The 20618-nt window shown below is 70.6% G+C and carries 25 protein-coding genes; 11 read left to right on the top strand and 14 right to left on the bottom strand.

The window, feature by feature from the left end; translation table 11 throughout:
• Positions 1 to 18 precede the first annotated feature (18 nt).
• Together ABZ911_RS29240 and ABZ911_RS29235 are read left to right on the top strand one after the other, a co-directional pair.
• Positions 19 to 480, top strand: a complete 462-nt coding sequence (locus tag ABZ911_RS29240; RefSeq protein WP_358062787.1) for a hypothetical protein — start codon at positions 19 to 21, stop codon at positions 478 to 480.
• Between the two features lie 128 nt (positions 481 to 608).
• The gene (locus tag ABZ911_RS29235) at positions 609 to 1412 is read left to right on the top strand and encodes a hypothetical protein (RefSeq protein ID WP_358062784.1); all 804 of its coding nucleotides are present in this window, start codon (positions 609 to 611) and stop codon (positions 1410 to 1412) included.
• Between the two features lie 164 nt (positions 1413 to 1576).
• Here the strand turns inward: ABZ911_RS29235 and ABZ911_RS29230 are convergent, their stop codons facing one another.
• Both ABZ911_RS29230 and ABZ911_RS29225 read right to left on the bottom strand, forming a co-directional pair.
• A complete protein-coding gene (locus ABZ911_RS29230; protein ID WP_358062782.1) occupies positions 1577 to 1822 on the bottom strand; it encodes a DUF397 domain-containing protein in 246 nt (81 codons plus the stop codon).
• Entirely contained in the window at positions 1813 to 2637 is an 825-nt protein-coding gene (locus tag ABZ911_RS29225) for a helix-turn-helix transcriptional regulator (RefSeq protein WP_358062779.1), read from the bottom strand. Before ABZ911_RS29225 ends, ABZ911_RS29230 begins: the two co-directional genes overlap by 10 nt.
• Positions 2638 to 2798: 161 nt before the next feature.
• Between ABZ911_RS29225 and ABZ911_RS29220 the strand changes: the two genes are divergently transcribed.
• Complete coding sequence (locus tag ABZ911_RS29220; protein ID WP_358062777.1) at positions 2799 to 3098, top strand: hypothetical protein; 300 nt, start codon at positions 2799 to 2801, stop codon at positions 3096 to 3098.
• On the opposite strand, the gene ABZ911_RS29215 is transcribed toward ABZ911_RS29220, so the two are convergent.
• Both ABZ911_RS29215 and ABZ911_RS29210 read right to left on the bottom strand, forming a co-directional pair.
• On the bottom strand, positions 3082 to 3522 hold the full coding sequence (locus ABZ911_RS29215) for an NUDIX domain-containing protein (RefSeq protein WP_358062774.1): 441 nt from the start codon (positions 3520 to 3522) through the stop codon (positions 3082 to 3084). The two genes, ABZ911_RS29220 and ABZ911_RS29215, sit on opposite strands and share 17 nt — an antisense overlap.
• A 328-nt stretch (positions 3523 to 3850) precedes the next feature.
• Complete coding sequence (locus ABZ911_RS29210; protein WP_358062771.1) at positions 3851 to 4162, bottom strand: ArsR family transcriptional regulator; 312 nt, start codon at positions 4160 to 4162, stop codon at positions 3851 to 3853.
• Between the two features lie 111 nt (positions 4163 to 4273).
• On the opposite strand from ABZ911_RS29210, the gene ABZ911_RS29205 reads away from it, so the two are divergent.
• Entirely contained in the window at positions 4274 to 5158 is an 885-nt protein-coding gene (locus tag ABZ911_RS29205) for a TIGR03620 family F420-dependent LLM class oxidoreductase (RefSeq protein WP_358062769.1), read from the top strand.
• A 173-nt stretch (positions 5159 to 5331) separates the two neighbouring features.
• On the opposite strand, the gene ABZ911_RS29200 is transcribed toward ABZ911_RS29205, so the two are convergent.
• Together ABZ911_RS29200 and ABZ911_RS29195 are read right to left on the bottom strand one after the other, a co-directional pair.
• A complete protein-coding gene (locus tag ABZ911_RS29200; RefSeq protein ID WP_358062766.1) occupies positions 5332 to 5964 on the bottom strand; it encodes a DUF47 family protein in 633 nt (210 codons plus the stop codon).
• A gap of 245 nt (positions 5965 to 6209) precedes the next feature.
• Positions 6210 to 7154: an inorganic phosphate transporter gene (locus ABZ911_RS29195; RefSeq protein WP_358062763.1), complete on the bottom strand. Its 945-nt coding sequence runs from the start codon at positions 7152 to 7154 to the stop codon at positions 6210 to 6212.
• 438 nt (positions 7155 to 7592) lie between these two features.
• On the opposite strand from ABZ911_RS29195, the gene purU reads away from it, so the two are divergent.
• Complete coding sequence (gene purU / locus ABZ911_RS29190; RefSeq protein ID WP_358062760.1) at positions 7593 to 8444, top strand: formyltetrahydrofolate deformylase; 852 nt, start codon at positions 7593 to 7595, stop codon at positions 8442 to 8444.
• Here the strand turns inward: purU and ABZ911_RS29185 are convergent, their stop codons facing one another.
• From ABZ911_RS29185 to ABZ911_RS29170, 4 genes are all read right to left on the bottom strand, one after another.
• A complete protein-coding gene (locus tag ABZ911_RS29185) occupies positions 8445 to 8792 on the bottom strand; it encodes a VOC family protein (RefSeq protein WP_358062758.1) in 348 nt (115 codons plus the stop codon).
• A gap of 18 nt (positions 8793 to 8810) precedes the next feature.
• Positions 8811 to 9605, bottom strand: a complete 795-nt coding sequence (locus tag ABZ911_RS29180) for a helix-turn-helix domain-containing protein (RefSeq protein WP_358062755.1) — start codon at positions 9603 to 9605, stop codon at positions 8811 to 8813.
• Between the two features lie 11 nt (positions 9606 to 9616).
• Entirely contained in the window at positions 9617 to 10906 is a 1290-nt protein-coding gene (locus ABZ911_RS29175) for an ArsB/NhaD family transporter (RefSeq protein ID WP_358062752.1), read from the bottom strand.
• A gap of 97 nt (positions 10907 to 11003) precedes the next feature.
• The gene (locus ABZ911_RS29170) at positions 11004 to 11531 is read right to left on the bottom strand and encodes a CBS domain-containing protein (protein ID WP_358062749.1); all 528 of its coding nucleotides are present in this window, start codon (positions 11529 to 11531) and stop codon (positions 11004 to 11006) included.
• Positions 11532 to 11706: 175 nt separating this feature from the next.
• Between ABZ911_RS29170 and ABZ911_RS29165 the strand changes: the two genes are divergently transcribed.
• Together ABZ911_RS29165 and ABZ911_RS29160 are read left to right on the top strand one after the other, a co-directional pair.
• Positions 11707 to 12696 carry a histidine kinase gene (locus tag ABZ911_RS29165; RefSeq protein ID WP_358062746.1) on the top strand — a complete coding sequence of 330 codons (990 nt, stop codon included), beginning with the start codon at positions 11707 to 11709 and terminating at the stop codon, positions 12694 to 12696.
• Entirely contained in the window at positions 12696 to 13352 is a 657-nt protein-coding gene (locus tag ABZ911_RS29160; RefSeq protein ID WP_358062743.1) for a response regulator transcription factor, read from the top strand. Before ABZ911_RS29165 ends, ABZ911_RS29160 begins: the two co-directional genes overlap by 1 nt.
• A 9-nt stretch (positions 13353 to 13361) precedes the next feature.
• On the opposite strand, the gene ABZ911_RS29155 is transcribed toward ABZ911_RS29160, so the two are convergent.
• On the bottom strand, positions 13362 to 15419 hold the full coding sequence (locus ABZ911_RS29155; RefSeq protein ID WP_358062741.1) for a prolyl oligopeptidase family serine peptidase: 2058 nt from the start codon (positions 15417 to 15419) through the stop codon (positions 13362 to 13364).
• A 326-nt stretch (positions 15420 to 15745) separates the two neighbouring features.
• Here ABZ911_RS29155 and ABZ911_RS29150 point away from each other — a divergent pair, with 326 nt between their 5' ends.
• The 3 genes from ABZ911_RS29150 to ABZ911_RS29140 are packed head-to-tail and all read left to right on the top strand — an operon-like array spanning position 15746 to position 17352.
• On the top strand, positions 15746 to 16255 hold the full coding sequence (locus tag ABZ911_RS29150) for an HNH endonuclease (RefSeq protein WP_358062738.1): 510 nt from the start codon (positions 15746 to 15748) through the stop codon (positions 16253 to 16255).
• A 55-nt stretch (positions 16256 to 16310) separates the two neighbouring features.
• Positions 16311 to 17129 carry a GNAT family N-acetyltransferase gene (locus ABZ911_RS29145; protein WP_358062735.1) on the top strand — a complete coding sequence of 273 codons (819 nt, stop codon included), beginning with the start codon at positions 16311 to 16313 and terminating at the stop codon, positions 17127 to 17129.
• Positions 17130 to 17133: 4 nt separating this feature from the next.
• Positions 17134 to 17352, top strand: coding sequence for a zinc ribbon domain-containing protein (locus tag ABZ911_RS29140; protein WP_358062733.1), 219 nt, complete (start codon positions 17134 to 17136; stop codon positions 17350 to 17352).
• 10 nt (positions 17353 to 17362) lie between these two features.
• On the opposite strand, the gene ABZ911_RS29135 is transcribed toward ABZ911_RS29140, so the two are convergent.
• The 3 genes from ABZ911_RS29135 to ABZ911_RS29125 form a co-directional block, all read right to left on the bottom strand.
• Positions 17363 to 18325, bottom strand: a complete 963-nt coding sequence (locus ABZ911_RS29135; RefSeq protein ID WP_358062730.1) for a serine hydrolase — start codon at positions 18323 to 18325, stop codon at positions 17363 to 17365.
• 72 nt (positions 18326 to 18397) lie between these two features.
• Positions 18398 to 18883 carry a WYL domain-containing protein gene (locus tag ABZ911_RS29130; protein WP_358062727.1) on the bottom strand — a complete coding sequence of 162 codons (486 nt, stop codon included), beginning with the start codon at positions 18881 to 18883 and terminating at the stop codon, positions 18398 to 18400.
• 59 nt (positions 18884 to 18942) lie between these two features.
• On the bottom strand, positions 18943 to 19383 hold the full coding sequence (locus ABZ911_RS29125; RefSeq protein ID WP_358062724.1) for a MarR family transcriptional regulator: 441 nt from the start codon (positions 19381 to 19383) through the stop codon (positions 18943 to 18945).
• 53 nt (positions 19384 to 19436) lie between these two features.
• Here ABZ911_RS29125 and ABZ911_RS29120 point away from each other — a divergent pair, with 53 nt between their 5' ends.
• Positions 19437 to 20612, top strand: a complete 1176-nt coding sequence (locus tag ABZ911_RS29120) for a multidrug effflux MFS transporter (RefSeq protein ID WP_358062958.1) — start codon at positions 19437 to 19439, stop codon at positions 20610 to 20612.
• The last annotated feature ends 6 nt before the right edge of the window (positions 20613 to 20618 follow it).

Here is a 20618-nt window from a genome sequence, read left to right as displayed (position 1 = left end):
CCGGCCATCATGGTGAGCATGGGGGACATACGGGTGCGTTTGGCGCGAGCCGGAGCCGTGTACGGCGCGGCCGGCCTGCTCTGGTGGTCGGCCATCGGCGCCACCCGGGGAACGGTCGGCTGCGGGGAGTGGGGCTGCCTGTATCCCACGCTGGCCGCCTACCTGGCGATCACGGTCGGCGTGCTGACCGCCATGGTGCCGCTGCTGCGGCGGATCGGCGTCCACCCCGCCCGACGGGTGGCCGTCCGCGCGGCCGTGGTCCTGATGGCGGTGCGCGTGCTGGCCGAGACGCTGCCGCCGTCATCGTCCCAGGTGGTGGTGCTCGGCCGTACGGCGGTCGCGTTCGTGCTCGCCGGGGTGGCCGGAGCCTTCCTCGCCGCCCCGGACGTACCGGCCCGGTGGCGGCGGCTCGGCTGGTGCGGCCTGCTGGCGGTGCCGACGGCCGCCTTCGCCGTGCTGGTGATGCGGCTCGGACTGTGAGTCAGGCGGGGACACCGGTCCACCGCAGGGCGCGTTTCGAGGTCAGCGCGTATGCGCGGTTTACGGTGGTCGTCTCGTGCCCGGACCGTTGGGGCGTGTCCTCGGCGTAAGCCTGTGGGGGTGTTCGCGTGAGTTTCGATGAGTTGTTCGCCGGCCTGAAGAACGGTGCCAGCGCGCAGGCGGCAGGGCTTGCGCTGGGGCACGGCGGGGCGCCGCCGCGAGCGGTGAGTGTGCGGTACGGCAGTGCCAGGTTGCGGTGCGCGTCGCTGCTCAAGCCGCTGTACGCCTGGGCGACCGCGCGGCACGCCGACGCCTGGCGGGAGTACGCCGAGCCCGCCGTACGGGTGTCGTCCAACGCGGACACGTTGCGGTTGTGGCTCGGGATGGGGCCGTTGCCGATCCTTGAGTCCGTCAGGGCCAGGACGGGAGTCGCGTGGACGCCATCGCCGAGTGATCCCGCGTGGTTCGGTTCGGTGGAGGTGGCCGCCGACGAGGTGGTGACCGCCTACGCCGCGCTGGCGCGGGCCGGGGCGATGGGGGAGCCGGTGGCGGCACAACTGCTCTCCTGGATGCGTGAGGTCCCGGACGATCAGGCGTTCGGCCTGCGCGACGTACTGCCGGGAAACGTCGCGATCAAGTGCGGCTGGTACGGCGGAGCCGACGAGACCTGCCTGCGCACCCACGCGGTGGCGGTCCTGCGGGGCAGCGGCACCAGCGTCACGGTGCTCGCGGCCCTGACCGCGCAGCCGTACCTGGATGAGAAAGACCGCACGACCTACCGGGCGAACCTGGCCACCGGCGCCGCAGTCGTCGATCAGCATGAGAAGGTCGCGGGCCAGCTACTCCGCGGCCTGATGGCGACCACACTGCTCGAACTCGGCGGACCGCCAAACGCCCACTGGCACCCACTAGTCCACTGTCGGCATGAGTGAATTGTGCTAATCCGGTCGCTTTCCGCGATTGACCGTGGAGCGATCTGCGACGCGCATGCCACCCCGAGGCGCAGTGGGGCGGCCCGCCCGCCGGACGGGCCGCGCGATCTCAGTTTCGGGGGACAGCGCCGTCCCCCTGCGGAGGGGCGAAACCCGGCCGGGGATCAGGCCAGGTCGTCGAATTCGCCGTCCTTCATGCCGAGCCGGAAAGCCTCCCATTCGGCCATGGTGAAGAACAGCCGAGGACCCTCGGGATCCTTGGAGTCGCGCAGGACGAAAAGTTTGTCCTGGTCGGGCTTGTGAGCGGGGCCGTCCTCGATCGCGTCGAGGACGGCCACTTCGACACAGTCGCCGCCGTTGCCTCCGCTACGGCGGGCTTTGCGCCAGGCGATGCCGTTGACTAGCTCCATATGGTTTCCTCCACCTTCGACAGTAAATTTAGACTGGCGTGAACGGGCAAGGCGAGTGACCGCATGACGTCATATCTGCGGGCGATCGACTCCACGTCCGCAGGCCGGTCGGTGACGTACCCCTCGCAGGCCGACTCCAGGTAGACCAGGTCCGGCTCGGTGGGCACCTTCGCGATGACGAACGCGCCGCACAGCCCGGGCACCGCCTGGGCGTCCATCGGGACCACCTGGATGGCGACGTTCGGCAACTCCGACGCTGCGAGCAGCGCCTCCACCTGGCCGCGCATCGTCGACGGCGCGCCGACGGGACGATGCAGGACCCACTCGTCGAGAACCACCCAGTACATCGGGGGGTCGGGTCTGGTGAGCACGGCCTGGCGGGTCATGCGGGCCGACACGGCCTCCTCCGCCTGCTCGGCCGTGGCGCCGGGCTCCCTGCGGAAGATCTCACGGGCGTAGTCCTCGGTCTGTAACAGGCCGGGGACCAGTAAAGGCTGCCACGTCTGGAGCGTGCGGGCCGTCTGCTCGATGTCCAGCCAGGGCCGGAACCAGGCGGGGTAGGCCGCCTGCCGTACCAGAGGCCAGAGCCGTAGCAGGACGCCGTCGGTCTGGAGCACCTGGTCCGCGCGCTCGGCGAAGTCGCGCGTGGGGGTGCGCCTGGCCAGTTCGATGGCGCAGACCAGAGAGAGCGAGTAACTGAGCCGCTCGGCCAGTTGCTCCTGGGACATGCCCGCGCGGGTTCTGTGCTCCCTCAGCTCCGAGCCGAAGAACGCCAGCGGGCTCGAACTCGGGTCCAGCTCACGTGCAGCGGGCATCGGACGCTCCGGTTCTACAGGGTTCTACACGGTTCTACACATGCACCCGGGTAGTCGCACACTCCACGTGTCGCACCCGTTTCCGTACCTACAGTAGTCATCTGAGTGCACGCTGGGGTCATGACAGGGGAATCCAACCGACGTGAGGACATGTGGTGTTTATGACTGCCGTCTATCCGCAACGTGTTGAGGAAAGGCAGCTGCAGCAGCTGGACGTGGTCCAGGGACTGCTGCTCGGGCGCGGCATCCGCACCCTGCTCGTCCGGCACCTGCGGCTGACTCTCATACAGAACAGGTACGACCCGCCGCAGTGCGCCGGACCGGTGCTCCTGGCGGGCGGGACGACGGTGAGCGTGGCCAACGGGTACCACGTCGAAACCCCTGACGGGCGCTCGGCGGACTTCTCCGAAGCCCAGGACGCGGCCGCCTACGTCTCCGCCGAGGCTAGGCCAGCCTCCTGATCACCTCGGGCAGCTCCGGCGGGTCGAGCCGACCCGGCAGCGAGCCCAGCTCCTCGGCCGAGAACCAGCCGTAGCCGAGGTAGGCCTCGCTCTCCTCCTCCGTGAGCGCCCCCGGATCGACCTGCGGCCTGACCTGGTCGAAGCGGGCCAGGTAGAACGGCTCGACTTTCACGTACCGCACGCCGAGCCAGACGAAGTCGCGATCGACCTGGACGCACCGGTCGAGCACCGTCGCCCCCGGCAGCCCGGTCTCCTCGGCCAACTCCCGCCTGGCCGCCTCCAGCGGCGTCTCACCGGGATCCACCCCTCCACCCGGAGGCTCCCAGATCACGGCGCCGCTGATGGTGTCACGCCAGTTCATCAGCAGCACCCTGCCGTCACGATCGAGACACACCACCCGCGCTGCGGGTCGATCATCGCTCATCCGAGCCCTCCACTCGACCACCTGGTCGGCCAGTGTAGAGCAGCCCTTCAACGTCAATCGGCCACGATCCACAGGCTCCGACGTGCTTCAGGGGTACGGCGCGCTTCACCCACCTGAGCGTGATCCGGAGTCGCGCATGGCCGCTGCGGGCACGAACACCCTGATCCGCTTAACCGCGAAACGGGCGCCTGGCGCGGGCTGAACCTTGGTGGGCGAAGCAGGTGAAGCGGGTGAAGCGCGGGTTGAACGGCTGGGCGGGTGTTCGGGTGTTCGGGGTACGGCCACGCGACGCTCGATCGCCTCCAGCCGAGCTCCGTCGGCGGCGCCTCTACCTCTTGGGGTGCTCCGAGCTCTTGGGGTGCTCCTCCGCCAGCACCAGCGGGAGCAGGCCAGGGAAGCGGGCGTCGAACTCCGGTCTGCGCAGGCGGTTGAGGCGTCTGGCGCCCTCGTCGCGCTGCTCCAGCAGGCCCACGTTGCGCAGGACCGTGAAGTGGTGGCTGAGCGTGGACTTGGCCACCGGCAGGTGGGTGAACGTGCCACAAGGACGGGTCCAGTCGGGCACGTCGGCCAGTTCGCGGACGATCTGGCGGCGGATCGGATCGGCCAGCGCCTCCAGTGCGGCCTGCAGCGAGACCTCCACGGGTGAGGCATGCGTCAGCCCGCGAGCGCGCGAGGTGTTCGACGCCGGTCGAACGTTGCTGTAGTGTTCCATCTCAGTCGAACACTCTAGTCGAGTTGGACGGAGATCACCATGAACGGCCGCTTCGGCGTATGGCATCTGCTCTTGAGCAAGGCCCCCGCGGACGTGGTCCGCCAGGCTGCGGCCGAGATCGAGGAGCTCGGCTACGGCACCCTCTGGGTCTACGAGGGGGTAGGCGCCAGAGAGCCGCTGACCGGCGCGGGCCTGCTCCTGGCGGCCACCCGGCGCATTGCCGTCGGCACCGGCATCGCCAGCATCTGGTCACGCGACGCGACGGCGATGGCCGCCGCTTCGGCCACGCTGGCAGAGGCCTATCCAGGCAGGTTCGTACTGGGCATCGGAGTGAGCCACAGCCCACTGGTCTCGTTGCGCGGCCACGCTTACAACAAACCGCTGACGGCGATGCGCGCCTACCTCGACGACATGGACACCTCGGTCAGCGCCTTCCCGCAGCCCGCCGAGCCCGCGCCCAGGCTGCTGGCCGCGCTGCGCCCGAAAATGCTGGAGTTGGTCAGGGACAAGGCGGACGGCGCGCACTCCTTCTTCGTCCCGCCGGAGCACACCGCACTGGCTCGCGAGATCATCGGCCCTGACCGGCTGCTCGTCCCCGAACAGGCCGTGATCCTGGAGACCGACCCCGCCCGCGCCCGCCGGATCGCCCGCGCCCACACCACCTTCTACCTGACGCTCCCCAACTACCTCAACAACCTCCGCGACCTCGGCTACGACGACAGGGACTTCGCCGATGGCGGCAGCGACCGCCTGGTCGACGCGATCGTCGCCTGGGGCGACGCCGAGACCGTAGCCAGACGCCTCCAATCCCACCTCGACGCGGGCGCCGACCACATCGCCCTACAGCCCCTCACCGAAGACGACTCCGACTTCCCCGCAGCCGTAACCGCCCTCCGCGAACTCGCACCTGTCCTCGCCCTCTAATGCCTCCTCCCGGAGAGGCCTCACCTCCCGAACCACCTCCGAAAGCCCCATCCGCTCCGAAGCCCCATCGGCTACGAAAGACCATCCGCTTTGAAAGACCATCGGCTCTGAAGGCCCATTGGCTCGAAAGACCTCAGCTCGTGACCCCCGTTCTGACTTCAGCTCTCCTGATCTCAGCGCTTCATGGCGCCGTCGGCGATGGCGTCGGCGGCGTCGCCGATGGCCATGCCGACGATTTCCAGGCGGCGGACCAGTTCGCGTTCCTTCATCACTTCGGAGTTGAGTTCGCCGGAGAAGATGCGGGAGATCTCGTACTGGTACATCCGGCGGATCGCGCCGCCCGCCTTCTTGGCCTCCAGGGCGTCGTGGACCACGGCCGAGGGGCGGGAGGCGAGGTCGCGGACCGCGTTCTCCAGGGCTTCGATGCCGTTGACCACCTGGTCGAGCATGGGGGCGAAGCGGATCTGGTCAGCCACCCGGTACAGGTGCGACTCGCGGACGAAGTCGCGCAGGGAGTCGAGCACGTCGTCGATCGACCGGGACAGGCGGAACAGGTCCTCCCGGTCGATGGGGGTGACCAGGGCGTTCTTCAGTTCGTCGACCAGGCGGGCGCGTTCGTCGTCGCCCAGGTGCTCGATGGCGCGCATCTGTTCGTGCGCGCCGGTCCTGCCGACCTCTCCGCTGATCATGGCCATGGCCAGCCAGGCGCCCTCCTTGGTCGCCTCCAACTGCCCCACCAGCGCTTCGGTCAGCGCGCTGTCCATCCGTCCCGTGAGCAGATCGCGAACCCGCCGCAACCGCTTCATGCCACCCCCGCCCCCTGGCCTTGTCCGCTCCATACCCGCGTCGCGAAACACCCATGTGAGCAGGTCGCGCCCGTTCCGGAACCGCTTCGCGGGCGCCCTCGCCGAACCCGCGACGATCACGACCCCGACGATCGAGGCCCACGGCGATCGAGGGCATCGGGCCGATCGAGGGCGCCACGGCGGTCGAGGGAATCGTACCGATCGAAGGCGTCAGGAGGTCGAGGGCATCGGTGCGGCCAAGGCCATCAGGATGTCAGGCCTTTCACCACGAAAGCCGCGACGCCCGCGAGGATGGCGCTGGCGGGCAGGGTGAGGGCCCAGGCGATGACGATCTTGAGAGCGGCGTACCAGCGGACGCGGCCGCCGCCCTGGGACACCCCGGCGCCGATCAGCCCGCCCGCGATCGACTGGGTCATGCTCACCGGCGCGCCCGCCGTCGCGCACACGATCACCGTGACCCCGGAGGCCAGTTCCGCTGCCACCCCGTGCAGCGGCCGGGAGACGATGATCTCCCGGCTCAGGGTACGGCCGGCCCGCGGCATGCCGTACAGCGCGCCCATGCCGAACAGGATGGAGATGAGCGAGGTCACGCCCAGCGGCGCCCCGGAGAAGCCCAAGGCGATCATGAAGACGGCCAGCATCTTCTGCCCGTCGTTGGCCGCGTAGGCGATGCACTGCACCATGAAGCCGACCCGGTGCCAGGAGGCCAGTGCCGTGCTGGAGGACAGGTGCTGCAGCAGCCGGCTGACCACCCAGGCGCCGAGTGCCCCGACGAAGGGGGCGGCCAGGCCGATGGCGAGGACCAGCGCCACCGCGCGCCCGGAGACGGTCAGGCCCCAGCCGAGCCCGGCGCCGGTGAGGCCGCCGACGATCGCCAGGGTGAGGCTGGTGGGCCGGCCCCGGTGGCTGAGGAAGGTGACCACGCTGAGCGCGGACAGTACGGCCACGGTCATGGCCGTCTTGGCGCCGGGCCCCTCGAAGGAGGCCAGCTTGGTGACGAAGGTGAGCGCGACCCGGTGGGTCATCAGGGGGATGAGCGCGATCATGATGACCATGGTCATGATGCCGGTGGCCGGCCGGATGCTGGGCAGTTTGAGCCCGGTGGCGAGCAGCGCTCCGCCGTCGTTCATCCCAGACACGACCGCGAACAGAGCCGCGACCGTGGTGAGGGTGACAGTGTCCAGCGGCACGTTCCCCACCCAATCTGGCCTGGGTATCGGGGACAAGGCCGATCCCTTATGGCCCTCAAAGCGAAAAGGCGGCTGTCCCATAGGGAAGTGCCTCAATAACCGCCGTATTGTCCGATACCTACCCCGCTATCGAGAGGATGATGAACCAAGAGTTCATTGTGTTGAATCCCAGCCCCGCGTGTACCTCGAAGAGGGTCAAGGACGCCCTGCTAAGGGGAGATCTGTGTAACCATGCGCCGGAGTCCACCGAGCCGAGTACGGCTTCGCCCGCCCAGCTCGCCGGCGAGCTCAGGGCGCCTGCGAGGCCCCGGAGCGTCTCCGAAGCCTGTCCGGCGGACACGGGCACGGGCAAGTGGAGGTCGATCCGGCCGGAGAGCTGTACCCTGCCCAGATCAGCCGCAAGGCGCCCGACGATCCGACGTCCGCGAGAGTGAAGGCATGAGCGCTGCCGAGTACGTTCTGACCCTGTCCTGCCCCGACCGGCCCGGCGTCGTGGCCGCGGTCTCCGGACTGCTGGCCGGGCACGGTTGCAACATCATCGAGAGCCAGCAGTTCGGCGACCCCGTCGCCCAGCGCTTCTTCATGCGGGTGCAGTTCGCCGCCACCCTCTCGCACGACGAGCTGAGCGGCGCCTTCGCCGCGCTGGCGCCCGAGTTCGGCATGGAGGTCAAGCTGCGCGACGTCGCGGTCAAGCCGCGGGTGCTCATCATGGTCAGCAAGTTCGACCACTGCCTCAACGACCTGCTCTACCGGGTGCGGTCGAAGACGCTGGACATCGAGATCGTCGCGGTCGCCTCCAACCACCCCGACCTGCGCCCGCTCACCCAGTCGTACGGCATCGACTACCACCACCTGCCGGTCACCCCGGAGACCAAGGCGAAGCAGGAGGCGGAGATCCTCGCGCTGGTCGAGCACTACCAGGTGGACCTGGTGGTGCTGGCCCGCTACATGCAGGTCCTGTCGGAGGACCTGTGCGAGAAGCTGTCGGGGCGGGCGATCAACATCCACCACTCGTTCCTGCCGTCGTTCAAGGGCGCCAAGCCGTACCACCAGGCCCACGCCCGCGGCGTGAAGCTGATCGGCGCCACCGCCCACTACGTGACGTCCGTCCTCGACGAGGGGCCGATCATCGAGCAGGAGGTGGCCAGGGTCAACCACAGCCACTCGCCCGAGGACCTGGTCGCGATCGGGCGGGACGTGGAGTGCGTGGCGCTGGCCCGCGCGGTGCGCTGGCACGCCGAGCAGCGCGTGCTGCTCGACGGCCACAAGACGATCGTCTTCCCGCGCTAGCTAGGGCCGGTAGGTGCCGAAGAACCACAGGTTGCCCTGCGGGTCCGCGCAGCCGTACTCGCGCGAGCCGTACGGCTGGTCGACGAGGTCCATGGTGATCGTGGCGCCCGCCGACCTGGCCCGCGCCAGATGGGCGTCGGGGTCGTCGACGGCCACGTAGATCCCGGGCCCGCCGGGTTTCCCCAGCCCGACCATGATCATGTCGTCGCCGACGCGGAGTTCGGCGTGGTGGACCACGCCCTCGTCGTTCTTGGCGACCTCGTGCACGGTGAAGCCGAAGGCGGCCTGCAGGAAGTCGAGGCCGGCCTGGCAGTCCTGGTAGCGCGTGAGCGCGTAGACGGTTCTCATGCCTTCAGTCTGCGCAGGTCAGGCGCCGGAGTCTTGGACGAATGTGACCTGGCCGGGCGGCGCGCCGGCCAGCGCCCGGAACTCCCGGCTGAGGTGCGCCTGGTCGTAGAAGCCGCAGTCGGCGGCCACCTCGGCGATGGGCGCGCCCGCGCGCAGCCGGCCGAGCGCCCGGTCGAACCTGATCACCCGGGCGGCCGTCTTCGGCGACAGGCCGACCTGGTCGTGGAAGCGGGCGATCAGATGGCGGTGGCTCCAGCCGAGTTCCTCGCCGAGCGAGCGGACCGCGACCGTGCCGCCCGAGGCCAGCAGCCTGCCCCAGGCCCAGGGGATCTGCGGGCCGACCTCGGGGGCGGCCAGGATGCGCCGGGACAGCAGCCGGTCGGTCAGGGCCAGCCGGTCCGGCCAGGAGGGCGTCTCGGCGAGCCTGGCGACCGCCGTACAGCTCCAGGGGCCGAGCAGGTCCTCCACCGGCAGCGTCAGGTTGGTCAGTTCGCGCATCGGCAGCCCGAACAGGCGGCGGGCGCCGAAGGGGGTGAGGTGGACCTCGACCCCCTCGGTGGGCGCCGCCACCCGGGTCAGCGTGGCCCGGTCGCTGAGGCCGCCGGTGAAGGCGGTGACGCTGACGCCGTCCACCTCCATCGGCGCGCCCAGGCCCAGGATGAGCACCGCTCCGGGGAAGGGGTGCTCGACCCGGGCCAGCGGGCGTCCGTAATGCTCGCGGTAGGCGCACAGGCGGGTGACGTACGGCCGCAGCGCGTCGCTCGGCGTGGCCTCGACCATGGTGAGGCCGGGGGTGACCCGCGTGCCGTCCATCGCCTCCGACTCTACGCCGCGAAGTACCTCAGGTAGACGTACGCCCAGGCCATCAGCGTGCTCAGCACCGTGACGACGATCCCGTACTTGGTGAACTCCCAGAAGGAGATCCGGTGGCCGCTCCTGGCGGCGATCCCGATGGCCACCACGTTGGCGCTGGCGGCGACCGCCGTGCCGTTGCCGCCGAAGTCGGCGCCGAGCGCGAACGCCCACCAGAGCGCCTGCCCGGTCGCCGGGTCGGGCGTCTGCGCGACCAGTCCCTCGACGATGGGCGTCATCGTCGCGACATACGGGATGTTGTCGAAGAAGGCGCCCAGGACGGCGGAGCCGAACAGCAGCGAGGTGGCGGCGGCGAAGTAGTCGTCGCCGACCGCTTCGATCACCCAGGTGCCCGCGGTGGAGATCACGCCGGTGTGCACGAGCCCCGCGACCATCACGAACAGCCCCATGAAGAACACCAGCGTGGGCCACTCGACCTCGTCCAGCACCTCCGGAACCCGTACCCGGGCGATCAGCAGCATCACTCCGGCGCCGACCAGGGCGACGATGGACGGCTCCAGGTGCAGCACCGCGTGCAGCGAGAACCCGGCGACGACCAGGCCGAGCACCACCAGGCAGCGGACCAGCAGGCGCGGGTCGGTGATCGCCCGCCGCTCCTGCAGCGCCATCACCGCGGCCAGCCGTTCGGGGTCGTAGCGGAAGGACCTGCGGAACAGCACCCAGGCGAGCAGCACGAACGCCGCGAAGATCACCACGACGACAGGCGCCATGTGCACGAGGAAGTCGTTGAAGGTCAGCCCCGCCCGGCTGCCGATGATGATGTTGGGCGGGTCCCCGATCAGCGTCGCCGCCCCGCCGATGTTGGAGGCCAGCACCTCCGCGATCAGGTACGGCTGCGCCGGGATGTTCAGCCGGTTGCACACCACCACGGTGACCGGCGCGACCAGCATGATCGTGGTCACGTTGTCCAGGAACGGCGAGGCGATGGCGGTGATGGCCATCAACATCACCATGAGCCGGTACGGCCGGCCACGCGACCGTTTGGCCGCCCAGATGGCGAGGTAGTCGAAGACGCCGGTCTGCTTGATGATGCCGACGATGACCATCATGCCGAACAGCAGGAAGATGACGTTCCAGTCGATGCCTTCGTGCTCGGAGTAGAACACCTCGGCACCGGGGGTCAGGCCGAGGACGGTCATCAGCCCGGCGGCGATGAGCACGACCTTGACCTTGTTCGCCTTCTCGGTCGCGATGAAGAAGAAGGCGATCACGAAGATGGCGAGGGCGGCGACGGCGCTCACCGGGCACGACCCGGCGGATGGTACGTGGCCGCGGACAGGTGGTACACGAAACAGGCCTCCGAACAGGGATGCGCGAGATGCGGGGGCGAACGCCCGATCACCGGTCGGGGATGGCCAGGCTGGTCAGCAGGCCGTCCAGGGTGATCGCACCCGCGAGCACGCCGTCGTCGTCCACGACCGCCACCAGCGGCACGCGCCTGCGCGCCATCAGGGCGGCGATCTCCAGCAGGGTCGCGTCGAGCGGCACCGTCACCGGCCGGTCCGGCTCGCCCGGCATGCAGGCGGCCACCGACAGGTGCCCGAGCTCCTCCCAGAACACGTCGGCGTGCGCCTCGTCGATGACCCTGACTAGGGCGGGGTCCTCCTGGTACGGCCGGGGCACCACCAGGCGCAGCACCTGAGGCCCCGACAGCACGGCGTGCGGGCGGCCCCGGTCGTCGACGATGACCAGGCCGGGCAGCCGTCCCAGCACCATCACCCGGACCGCCCGCGCCACAGGGTCGCGGAGGGTCACGGTCGGTAGCTGTACGGCGATGTCGCGTGCTTGCATGACCTCATCCCTTTGGGCGTGGCCGAGCGCCAGCCAGTGAAGGTAGGCGGTCCGGTGGCCGCTCAGGATCTCCATGTCGGGGCCTCCGTTCGTGAGCAGGCAGGGCGGGCCGCGGGTCCCATAAGTCTTGGTTTCAGAGCTGTTTTCCGACTATTGGGTCCACCACCCATCTCCAGGGGGCGGGATCATGTAGATCGGACGAGGAGTGTCGAATATGGACAAATCCAGCTCCATGCGATGACCTAGAGGCATGGATCAGCTCATCCGCGAGAGGCGTCGCACGCCCGTCCAGGCGCTGTTCTGGCGGCTCTTCGCGATCAACGGCTTCGTCTACGCGGCCGGCACGCTGGTCCTCGCGCTCTCCCCGGCCACCGTCTCCTCGCCGGTCCTGCTCACCGAGGTCCCCGTGCTGAGCGTCGGGCTGGCGCTGATGCTCGCCGCCGACGCGTTCCTGCTGCGCGCCAGCCTGGCCCCGCTCGGCTCCCTCACCACCCTCATGCGGCGCGTCGACCTGCTCGGCCCCAGGGACCGGCTCACCCACAGCGGCAACGGCGACCTGCGCCAGGTGGTCGACTCCTTCAACGAGATGCTCGACCGGCTGGAGGCCGAACGCAGCGCCAGCAGCGCCCACGCGCTGGCCGCCCAGGAAGGCGAGCGGCAACGCATCGCCAGGGAACTGCACGACGAGATCGGGCAGAGCCTGACCGTGGTCCTGCTCGGCCTCAAACGGGCCGTCGACCGCGCCCCCGAGGAACTGCGCGAAGAACTGCACAACGTGCAGGAGACGGTCAGGTCCAGCCTGGACGAGGTCCGTCAGGTCGCCCGCCGCCTACGCCCCGGCGTACTGGAGGACCTCGGCCTGCTCAGCGCCCTGAACGCGCTGGCCACCGACTTCTCCCAGAGCAGCGGCGTCCCCGTCACCCGCAGGCTGGACCCCGACCTGCCCGCGCTCAGCTCCGACGCCGAACTCGTCGTCTACCGGATCGCCCAGGAAGGGCTCACCAACGTGGCCAGACACGCCCGCGCCACCCGCGTCGAGCTGTCGCTGCGCGCGGCCGACTCCGGCGTGCGGCTGCGCATCGTCGACGACGGCGAAGGCGGCCCGCTGCGCGAGGGAGCGGGCATCCGCGGCATGCGCGAACGCGCGCTCCTCGTCGGCGCCACCCTGCGCGTCGGCGCCAGACCGGACGGCGGCACCGAGGTGCTCCTCGACGTCCCCGTCCCCGCGAAAGGGATCTGATGGACTCTCCCAGGACCAGGATCCTGCTGGCCGACGACCACACCCTGGTACGGCGCGGCCTGCGCCTCATCCTCGACGCCGAGCCCGACCTGGAGGTCGTCGCCGAGGCCGCCGACGGCGCCGAGGCGATCGAGGCCGCCACCACCACCGAGGTCGACCTGGCCATCCTGGACATCGCGATGCCCCGGATGACCGGCCTCCAGGCGGCCCGGGAGATCTCCCGCCGGGCCTCCGGCGTGCGCATCCTCATCCTGTCGATGTACGACAACGAGCAGTACTTCTTCGAGTCGCTCAAGGCGGGCGCGTCCGGCTACGTGCTCAAGTCCGTCGCCGACCGCGACCTGCTGGAGGCGTGCCGGGCGGCCATGCGCGGCGAGCCGTTCCTCTACCCGGGCGCGATCACCGCGCTCATCCGCGACTACCTCCAGCGCGACCAGGACGGGGGTCGGATACCGGACAGCATCCTGACCCCCAGGGAGGAGGAGATCGTGAAGCTCATCGCCGAGGGGCACTCCTCCAGGGAGATCGCCGAGACGCTCGTCATCAGCGTCAAGACCGTGGACCGGCACCGGGCCAACATCCTGCAGAAGCTGGGCATGCGCGACCGGCTCGACCTGGCCAGATACGCGATCAGGGCCGGCCTGGTCGAGCCGTGAGGCGCCCGTTCAGAGCCCGGTGTGCCGGGCCAGGAACGTCAGCGTGTCGGCGGACAGGTCGACCGTACGGCTGATCGAGCGGGCGCCGTGGCCCACCTCGCGCTCGTTGCGCAGCACGATCGGGCGGTCGGCGTCGGCCTGGGCGTGCTGCAGCGCCGCGCACATCTTCCAGGCGTGCAGCGGGTGCACCCGGGTGTCGGACTGGAAGACGGTGAACAGCGTCGCCGGGTAGGAGACGCCCTCGCGGACGTGGTGGTAGGGGGAGTAGGCGGACAGCCAGCCGAACTCCTCGGCCACCGAGGCGGAGCCGTACTCGACGTTCCAGGTCGCGCCGAGGCCGAACAGCTCGTAGCGGATCATGTCGAGCAGCGGCGCGGAGCAGGCCACGGCCGCGTACAGCTCGGGGCGCTGGGTGAGCGCGGCGCCGACCAGCAGCCCGCCGTTCGAGCCGCCCGAGATGGCCAGGCGGTCGGACGTGGTCACGCCCGTGGCGATGAGGTGCTCGGCCGCGGCGTGGAAGTCGTCGAAGACGTTCTGCTTGTGGGCGAGCATGCCGGCCCGGTGCCAGTCCTCGCCCTCCTCGCCGCCGCCGCGCAGGTTGGCGATGGCGTAGACGCCGCCCGCCTCCACCCAGGCCAGGATCGAGGCGGAGTAGCCGGGCGTCATCGACAGGCCGAAGCCGCCGTAGCCGTTCAGGATCGTCGGGCGCGGCCCCTCGCCGGAGACCGGCGCGATGACCAGCATGCGCACCTGCGTGCCGTCCTTGGACTGGTAGACGACCTGCGAGGTGCGCACCGGCGGCACCTCGACCGCGCCCGGTGAGGCGGCCCACAGCGTGGTCTCGCCCGTGCGGGCGTCGTAGCGCTGGATGGTCGGCGGCGTGGTGTTGTCGGTGTAGCCGAACCAGGCCTCGTGGCCGCCCTCGGGACGCTCGGCGATGCCGCCGATCGAGCCGAGGCCGGGCGTGGGCACCGAGCCGATCCGCTCGCCGGTGACCAGGTCGTGCACGCTGATCTCGCTGATCGCGTGCCGGGTCCAGCCGACCAGCATGACCGGGCGCTCCAGGTCGTCCAGGATCGCGAAGTCGGACAGGACCGCCTCGGGGTCCTCCGGGATCAGGTCCTTCCAGGTGGCGAAGCCCGGCGTCGCCGGGTCGGTGACGCAGACCCTGGCCCGCGGCGCGTCCCGGTCGGTGTGGATGTACAGCCTGCCGTCGCGGCCGAAGCCGAGCCCGGTCTGCGCGTCGACGCCCTCCTGTACGGTGACCAGCTTGGGCGCCTCGATCGACGACTCCGTCAGGTCGGCGATCCACAGGTCGTTGCGCGGTGCGGTGCCCTCGTGCGCGGAGACCTGCAGCCAGCGGCCGTCCCGCGAGACGGAGACGCCGTAGTAGTTGGTCATCTTCAGCCCGTCACCGAAGATCATCACGTCGTCCTCGGTCGAGGTGCCGACCCGGTGCAGGTACACGCGGCGATGGAACTGCGTCTCGTTCTCCGGCACCTCGGTGCTGGGCAGCCGGCGCACGTAGTAGAACGCCTCGCCGCCGGGCAGCCAGGCGATGGGGGAGTAGCGGCAGCGGTCGATCGGGCCCTCGACGCGCTCACCGCTCGCCACGTCGAGCAGGTAGAGGACCGACTCCTCGTTGCCGCCCACCGAGATCTGGTAGGCGAGCAGGCGGCCCTCCTTGTCGGGCTGCACGGCGTCGAGCGTGGTCAGCCCCGACGGGTCCAGGGCCATCGGGTCGATCAGCGCCCGCTCGGTGCCGTCGCCGTCCACCACGTAGAAGACCGCGTGCTCCTGGTCGGGGGTACGCCTGGTGAAGAAGTGGCGCTCACCCCGCCACGCCGGGGTGCCCACCGAACCCGACCTGAGCAGCTCGGCGATCCGCTCCTTGAACCGCCGCGGCCCGCTCTCCCGCGCGAACAGCTCCTCCTGCGCCCGCAGCCACCCTTCGGCTTCGGGGTCTTCGGGATCCTCCAGCCACCGGTAGGGGTCCGGCACCTCGGTGCCGTGAAGTTCGTCGACGATCGCGTCGCGGCGGGCGATGGGATACGGCTCTCGCGTCATGCTCGAACCCTACGACAGCCACCGGGCCTCGTGGAGACGCGTAAAGCCGAGGTAGAGCGGGCATAAACCGAATCGTGTGCCCCTCTGGTCAATCCGACCGGAGGATATTGGGGTGGCGGGGACCATGGTGCTGACCCCAGACTTGGTGAAGGACGGTGCCGTGGTGTCCATCCGCTGGACCGTCCGGCGGAGGTCCACGTGACGGATGCGCCCGGGCCCCAGGAGGGGCCGCCAAACGGGACATGCCCATGCATGTCCCCCTTGATACCCGGGACGCGCCTCGGCGCGTCCCGCCAGCCAGCGCGTGCAGCGGGGGAGGTCCCCTGATGCGCCAAGTCCTGCTGCTGAACGCCACTTATGAGCCGTTGACCACACTCTCACTGCACCGTGCCGTCGTGCTCGTGCTGCGGGAGAAGGCCGACGTCGTGCACCGCGACGGCCGGGGAGCCGTCCTGCGCTCCGCGAGCTGCACGGTCGACGTCCCCTCGGTCATCAGGCTCCGAAGATATGTCCGTATTCCCTACCGGTCGCGGATCCCGCTGACCAGGGCCGCGTTGATGCGCCGCGACGACTTCCGGTGCGCCTACTGCGGCCAGCGGGCCGAGACCATCGACCATGTCGTCCCGAGGTCACGGGGCGGGCCCCACACGTGGGAGAACTGCGTCGCCTCGTGCACGCCGTGCAACCACCGCAAGGCCGACAAGTTCCTGGAGGAACTGGGGTGGACACTGCGTGTCGCCCCGGTGGTGCCACGGGGCGCTCACTGGAGGCTCATCGGCGCTCAGCTGATCGGTGACCCCCAATGGGCGCCCTACCTGGCCGAGAACGCCGCCTGACGGTCGCGGGCCCGGGGATCCCCGGGCCCCGACCGCTCTGGCATGATCCGTGGGCATGTGGACGATTTCCCCAGATGCCGAGGTGTTCGCCAAGCATGCCGAGGCGTTCCTGGCCGCCGACCCCGTGGCCAACACCGTGCCGCTCACCGTGCTGGCCAACCTGCGGGCCGGCCTGCCCGCCGAGGGCGCCTACTTCGCGTGGTGGACCGACTCCGGCGAGGTCCGCGGCGCGGCCTTCCGTACACCGCCGCACCCGCTCTGCCTGGCCCGTACGCCGCTGGAGTCCATCGGGCCGCTCACCGGCGCGCTGCGCCGCCTGGGCACGCCCATCCCCGAGGTCACCGGACCCGTGGAGCTCACCGAGGCGTTCACCGCGGAGTGGGGCGAGCCGGTCGGCCGGGTGATCTCCGAGCGGCTGTACTGCCTGGGAACCCTCGGCACGCCGGAGGTGGCGGGCGTCGGGCGCGTCGCGGGCGCGGCCGACTTCGGGCTGCTGGCCAGCTGGTACCAGGCCTTCGCCGCCGAGACCGGGCTGAATCTGGACCACGACCTGCCCGGCCACGTCCGGCTCCGCCTCGAACGCGGCGACCTGCGGGTGTGGACGGTGGACGGCGTGCCGGTGTCGATGGCGGGCGTCTCACTCGCCGCCGCCGGGATGTGCAGGATCGGGCCGGTGTACACGCCGCCGTCGTGCCGCAGGCGCGGCTACGGCGCCGCGGTGACCGCCTACGCGAGCCGGGTGGCGCTGGACGAGCGAGCCGACAGGCTGGTGCTCTTCACCGACCTGGACAACCCCACCAGCAACGCCATCTACCAGGCGGTCGGCTACGAGCCCGTCTCGGACTACGCGCACGTCGTCTTCGAAGTACGCTGAGCGCATGCCGCGCTACGACTACCGCTGCCGCGCCTGCGGTTCCACTTTCGAACTGACCCGCCCCATGTCGTCCTCGGGCGATCCGGCACCCTGCCCCGAGGGCCACGACGACACGGTCAAACTGCTCTCCACGGTCGCGATGACCGGCGGGGCGACCCGCCCGGCCGGTGGCGGCGGTGGCGGTGGTGGGGGCGGTTGCTGCGGGGGCGGCTGCTGCGGCTGACCCCGCCCGTTCAGAGGGCCGAGGCGTCGCGGATGAACGCCCCGACCGCCACTCTGGCCACCCGCTCGACCAGGCCGATCCCCTGTTCCATCCCCGGGCTGCGCTCCGACAGCACGGCCAGCAGGAGGTCATGGCCCGCGGTCCGGAGGCGGCCGACGCTGTTGACGGTCCACAGGCCGTCGTGCACCCGGGCGGGAAGCCAGCCGTTCTTGAGCGCCACCGTCCCGCCGGCCGCGGCGGCGCTCACGCCCCACGCCTGTGCGTGGGTGACCGTCGCCATCAGCCCGAGCGCGAAGCGCCGGTTGCGCGCCGAGACCGGCCCGCCGGGATCGGTCAGCCTCTGGAGCACCTTCACCTGGTCCGACGGTTTGCTGCGGGTGGCGCCCCAGTAGGTGCCCGAGCCCGGCCAGGTGGAGTCGACGCCGAGGCGGCGCAGCGCGCGGGTGAGCCCGGACTGGCCGCCGACCGCCTGGTAGAGCCGGTGCGCGCAGTCGTTGTCGCTGTACCTGATCATCCGTCCGGCCAGTTGCCGTTCGTCGGCGGTCAGCGCGCGCCGCTCCCGTTGGGCGCGCAGGAGCAGGGCGAGCAGGATGTCCACCTTGGCGACGCTGGCCAGCATGAACGGCGTCCGCTCCCGGAAGGCGTACCGCGTCGAGGTGGTCCTGTCGTACACCGCGACCGCGAACCGTCCGGGGTGATGCCGCTGCACCCGGGCCAGGGTGAGGTTCAGGCCTCGCCGTACGGCGTCGGGCAGCACGCCGGCCGTGGGCGCCAGGGCGAGCAAGGAGCGGAGGGCGCTGCCGAACTGCCCGGCCGCCGCTCCGGGCCCGAAACGCCCGGTCAGTCCCGGCCCCATCGGTCCGCGCGCCGCCCCTGCGAGCGCGGCGTCGGCGGGGCGCGCGGGCTGGGGCGCGGCGCAGGCCGAGAGGGCCAGGGCCAGGCCGGTGATGAGCGAGATCCCCCGAACACGCATGTGCGGGAGCCTGTCATCCGGTTCACCACCGGCCAGGACACCTGAGGTCAAGGCCTGGTGTGGATCGCGGGGCTATGCGGCCTTGCGCCGCTGGAACGGCAGGAAGCGCTCGGCCAGGTGCGGGCGGGACGGCGTGAGCGTGGGCTCCACCGCGATGACGCGGTCGAACCGGAACGCCCTGATCGAGCCGCGCAGGCGGCACACGCCGACGAGATACCAGTGGTCGCGGTGGACCAGGCAGGTGACCGGCTCCACGTCCCTGGTGGTGATCCGGGACGAGGCGTCGCGGTAGTGCAGCCTGATGGTCAGGCGGCTGGTGATGGCCTCGGCGATGAGCCTCGCCCGCGAGGCCACGTCGGCGGGCAGCGGGTCGGTGAGGGTCGTCAGCGTGCTCGCGACGACGTCGTCGTCGAGCTCCAGGTGCTCGAAAGCGTGGCGCAGGCCGCGCCGGGCGGTGACGGCCTGGGGGCCCGCTCCAAGGTGCGCGAGGGAGAGGGCGAGGGCGGCGATCTCGGCGGTCGTCAGCGGGCTGGAGGAGAGCTTCACGACTGTAGCCATACCCAAAGAATACCCGTGAGCACCGACAATTTTCGAAAACGTGTTTGTGAAAGCTGGGGCTAGCGTGCAGACCTGAGTGCTTCGGCGAGGGCGCGCAGGGCCGGGGTCGCGGCCGTCAGCGCCTCCTGTTGCGAGGGGGTCAGCTCCCGCAGCGCCGTGCCGAACAGGTCCGACCACGCCTGCTCGATCAGGGCCATGCCGTGGGCGGCGTGGATGGTCGGCGTCAGCCGTACCGAACGGCGGTCGTTCGGGTCGGGGGCGCGGCGGATCAGGTCGCGTGCGACCAGTGCACGGACAGTGGCGCTGACGTTGCTGGCGTGCAGGCCGAGTTCCCTGGCGAGCGTGGTGACACCGACCCCTGGGTGGTGCATGACGTATCGCAGCACGTCGAGCTCAGAAGGGGGCAGTTTCTCCAGGCCCGCCTCCTCGGGGCCGCGGAGGCGCAGCACCCGCGCCAGGTCGTAGAGCGGGCCAATCAGGGCCGCCGGATCGCTCGTCACGCCGTCCATGTTACTTTACATATATGTATATAAATATAAGGAAGTTGACGGTCGTGCTGGTGCTGCTGACGTTCGTCGGGCCGCTGGCCGGCGACATGTACCTGCCGGCCTTCCCGGCCATGGCCGTCGAGCTGGGCACCGACCCGGCAGGTGTCCAGCTCACGCTCACCGCGATGATGATCGGCTTCGCGCTGGGTCAGCTCCTGCTCGGCCCGCTCTCCGACCGGTACGGTAGGCGCACCCTGCTGCTGGCGGGCGCGAGCGTCGCCGCCCTGTCCACGGCGTTGTGCGCGCTGGCCCCCTCGCTGGAATGGCTGGCCGCCCTCCGCTTCGCCCAGGGCGTCAGCGCCGCGGCCGGGATCGTGATCGGCCGCGCGGTCGTCTCCGACGTCGCCGAAGGGCCGGCGGCCGAGCGCCTGCAGGGCGTCCTGATGACGCTCACCGGCGTGGCGCCCATCATCGCCCCGCTGGCCGGCGCGGCCCTGATCGAGGCGGGGGACTGGCGGTTGGTGTTCTGGGCGCTCGCCGCCGCCATGGCGGTGATGGCCGCGGGAGCGGCCCGATGGGTGCCCGAGACGCTGCCCGCCGGGCGGCGTCAGCGCGGCAGCCTGCTCGGCGCGGCCCGCCAGGTGCTGGGCGATCGCGTGTACGTCGGCTACACGCTGGTGTTCAGCTTCGCCTTCGGCGCACTGTTCTGCTACATCGCCGCCTCGCCGTTCCTCTACCAGCGGGTGCTGGGACTGAGCCTGGCGCAGTCGTCGTTCACCTTCGCCGCGGGCGCCCTGATCGTCACGCTCTCCAGCGCGGTCAACGCCGTGCTCGTCACCAGGATCGCGGCCAGGAGACTGCTGGTCTGCGGGCTCACCGGCCTGACCGTCTCCTCCGGCGCCCTGCTCGCGGTGAGTGTCGCGGGGCTGCTGGACCGGGTGAGCGCGCTCGCGCTGATCACCGTCGCGTTCATCGCGCTCGGCCTGGTCTTCTCCAACGCCGCCTCGCTGGCGCTGGCGCGTGTGTCACACGCGGCGGGAACGGGCTCGGCGGTGCTCGGCGCGCTGCAGAACGGGATGGCGGCCGTGGTGGCTCCGCTCGTCGGCCTCGGCGGCGGTGACACGGCCGTGCCGATGGCCGCCGGGATGACGGCGATCGCGCTGCTGGCCCTGGCCGCGCTGTCCCTCACCCGCGCCGGGCAGCACGAAGGGTACGGCTCGCGCGCGAGCCGTACCCGGTGAGAGGCG

The sequence above is a fragment of the Nonomuraea sp. NPDC046570 genome (genome assembly GCF_040645915.1).
Taxonomy (GTDB): Bacteria; Actinomycetota; Actinomycetes; order Streptosporangiales; family Streptosporangiaceae; genus Nonomuraea.
Note: the sequence above shows the minus strand (reverse complement) of the source record. Positions and strands in the feature narration are given on the sequence as shown.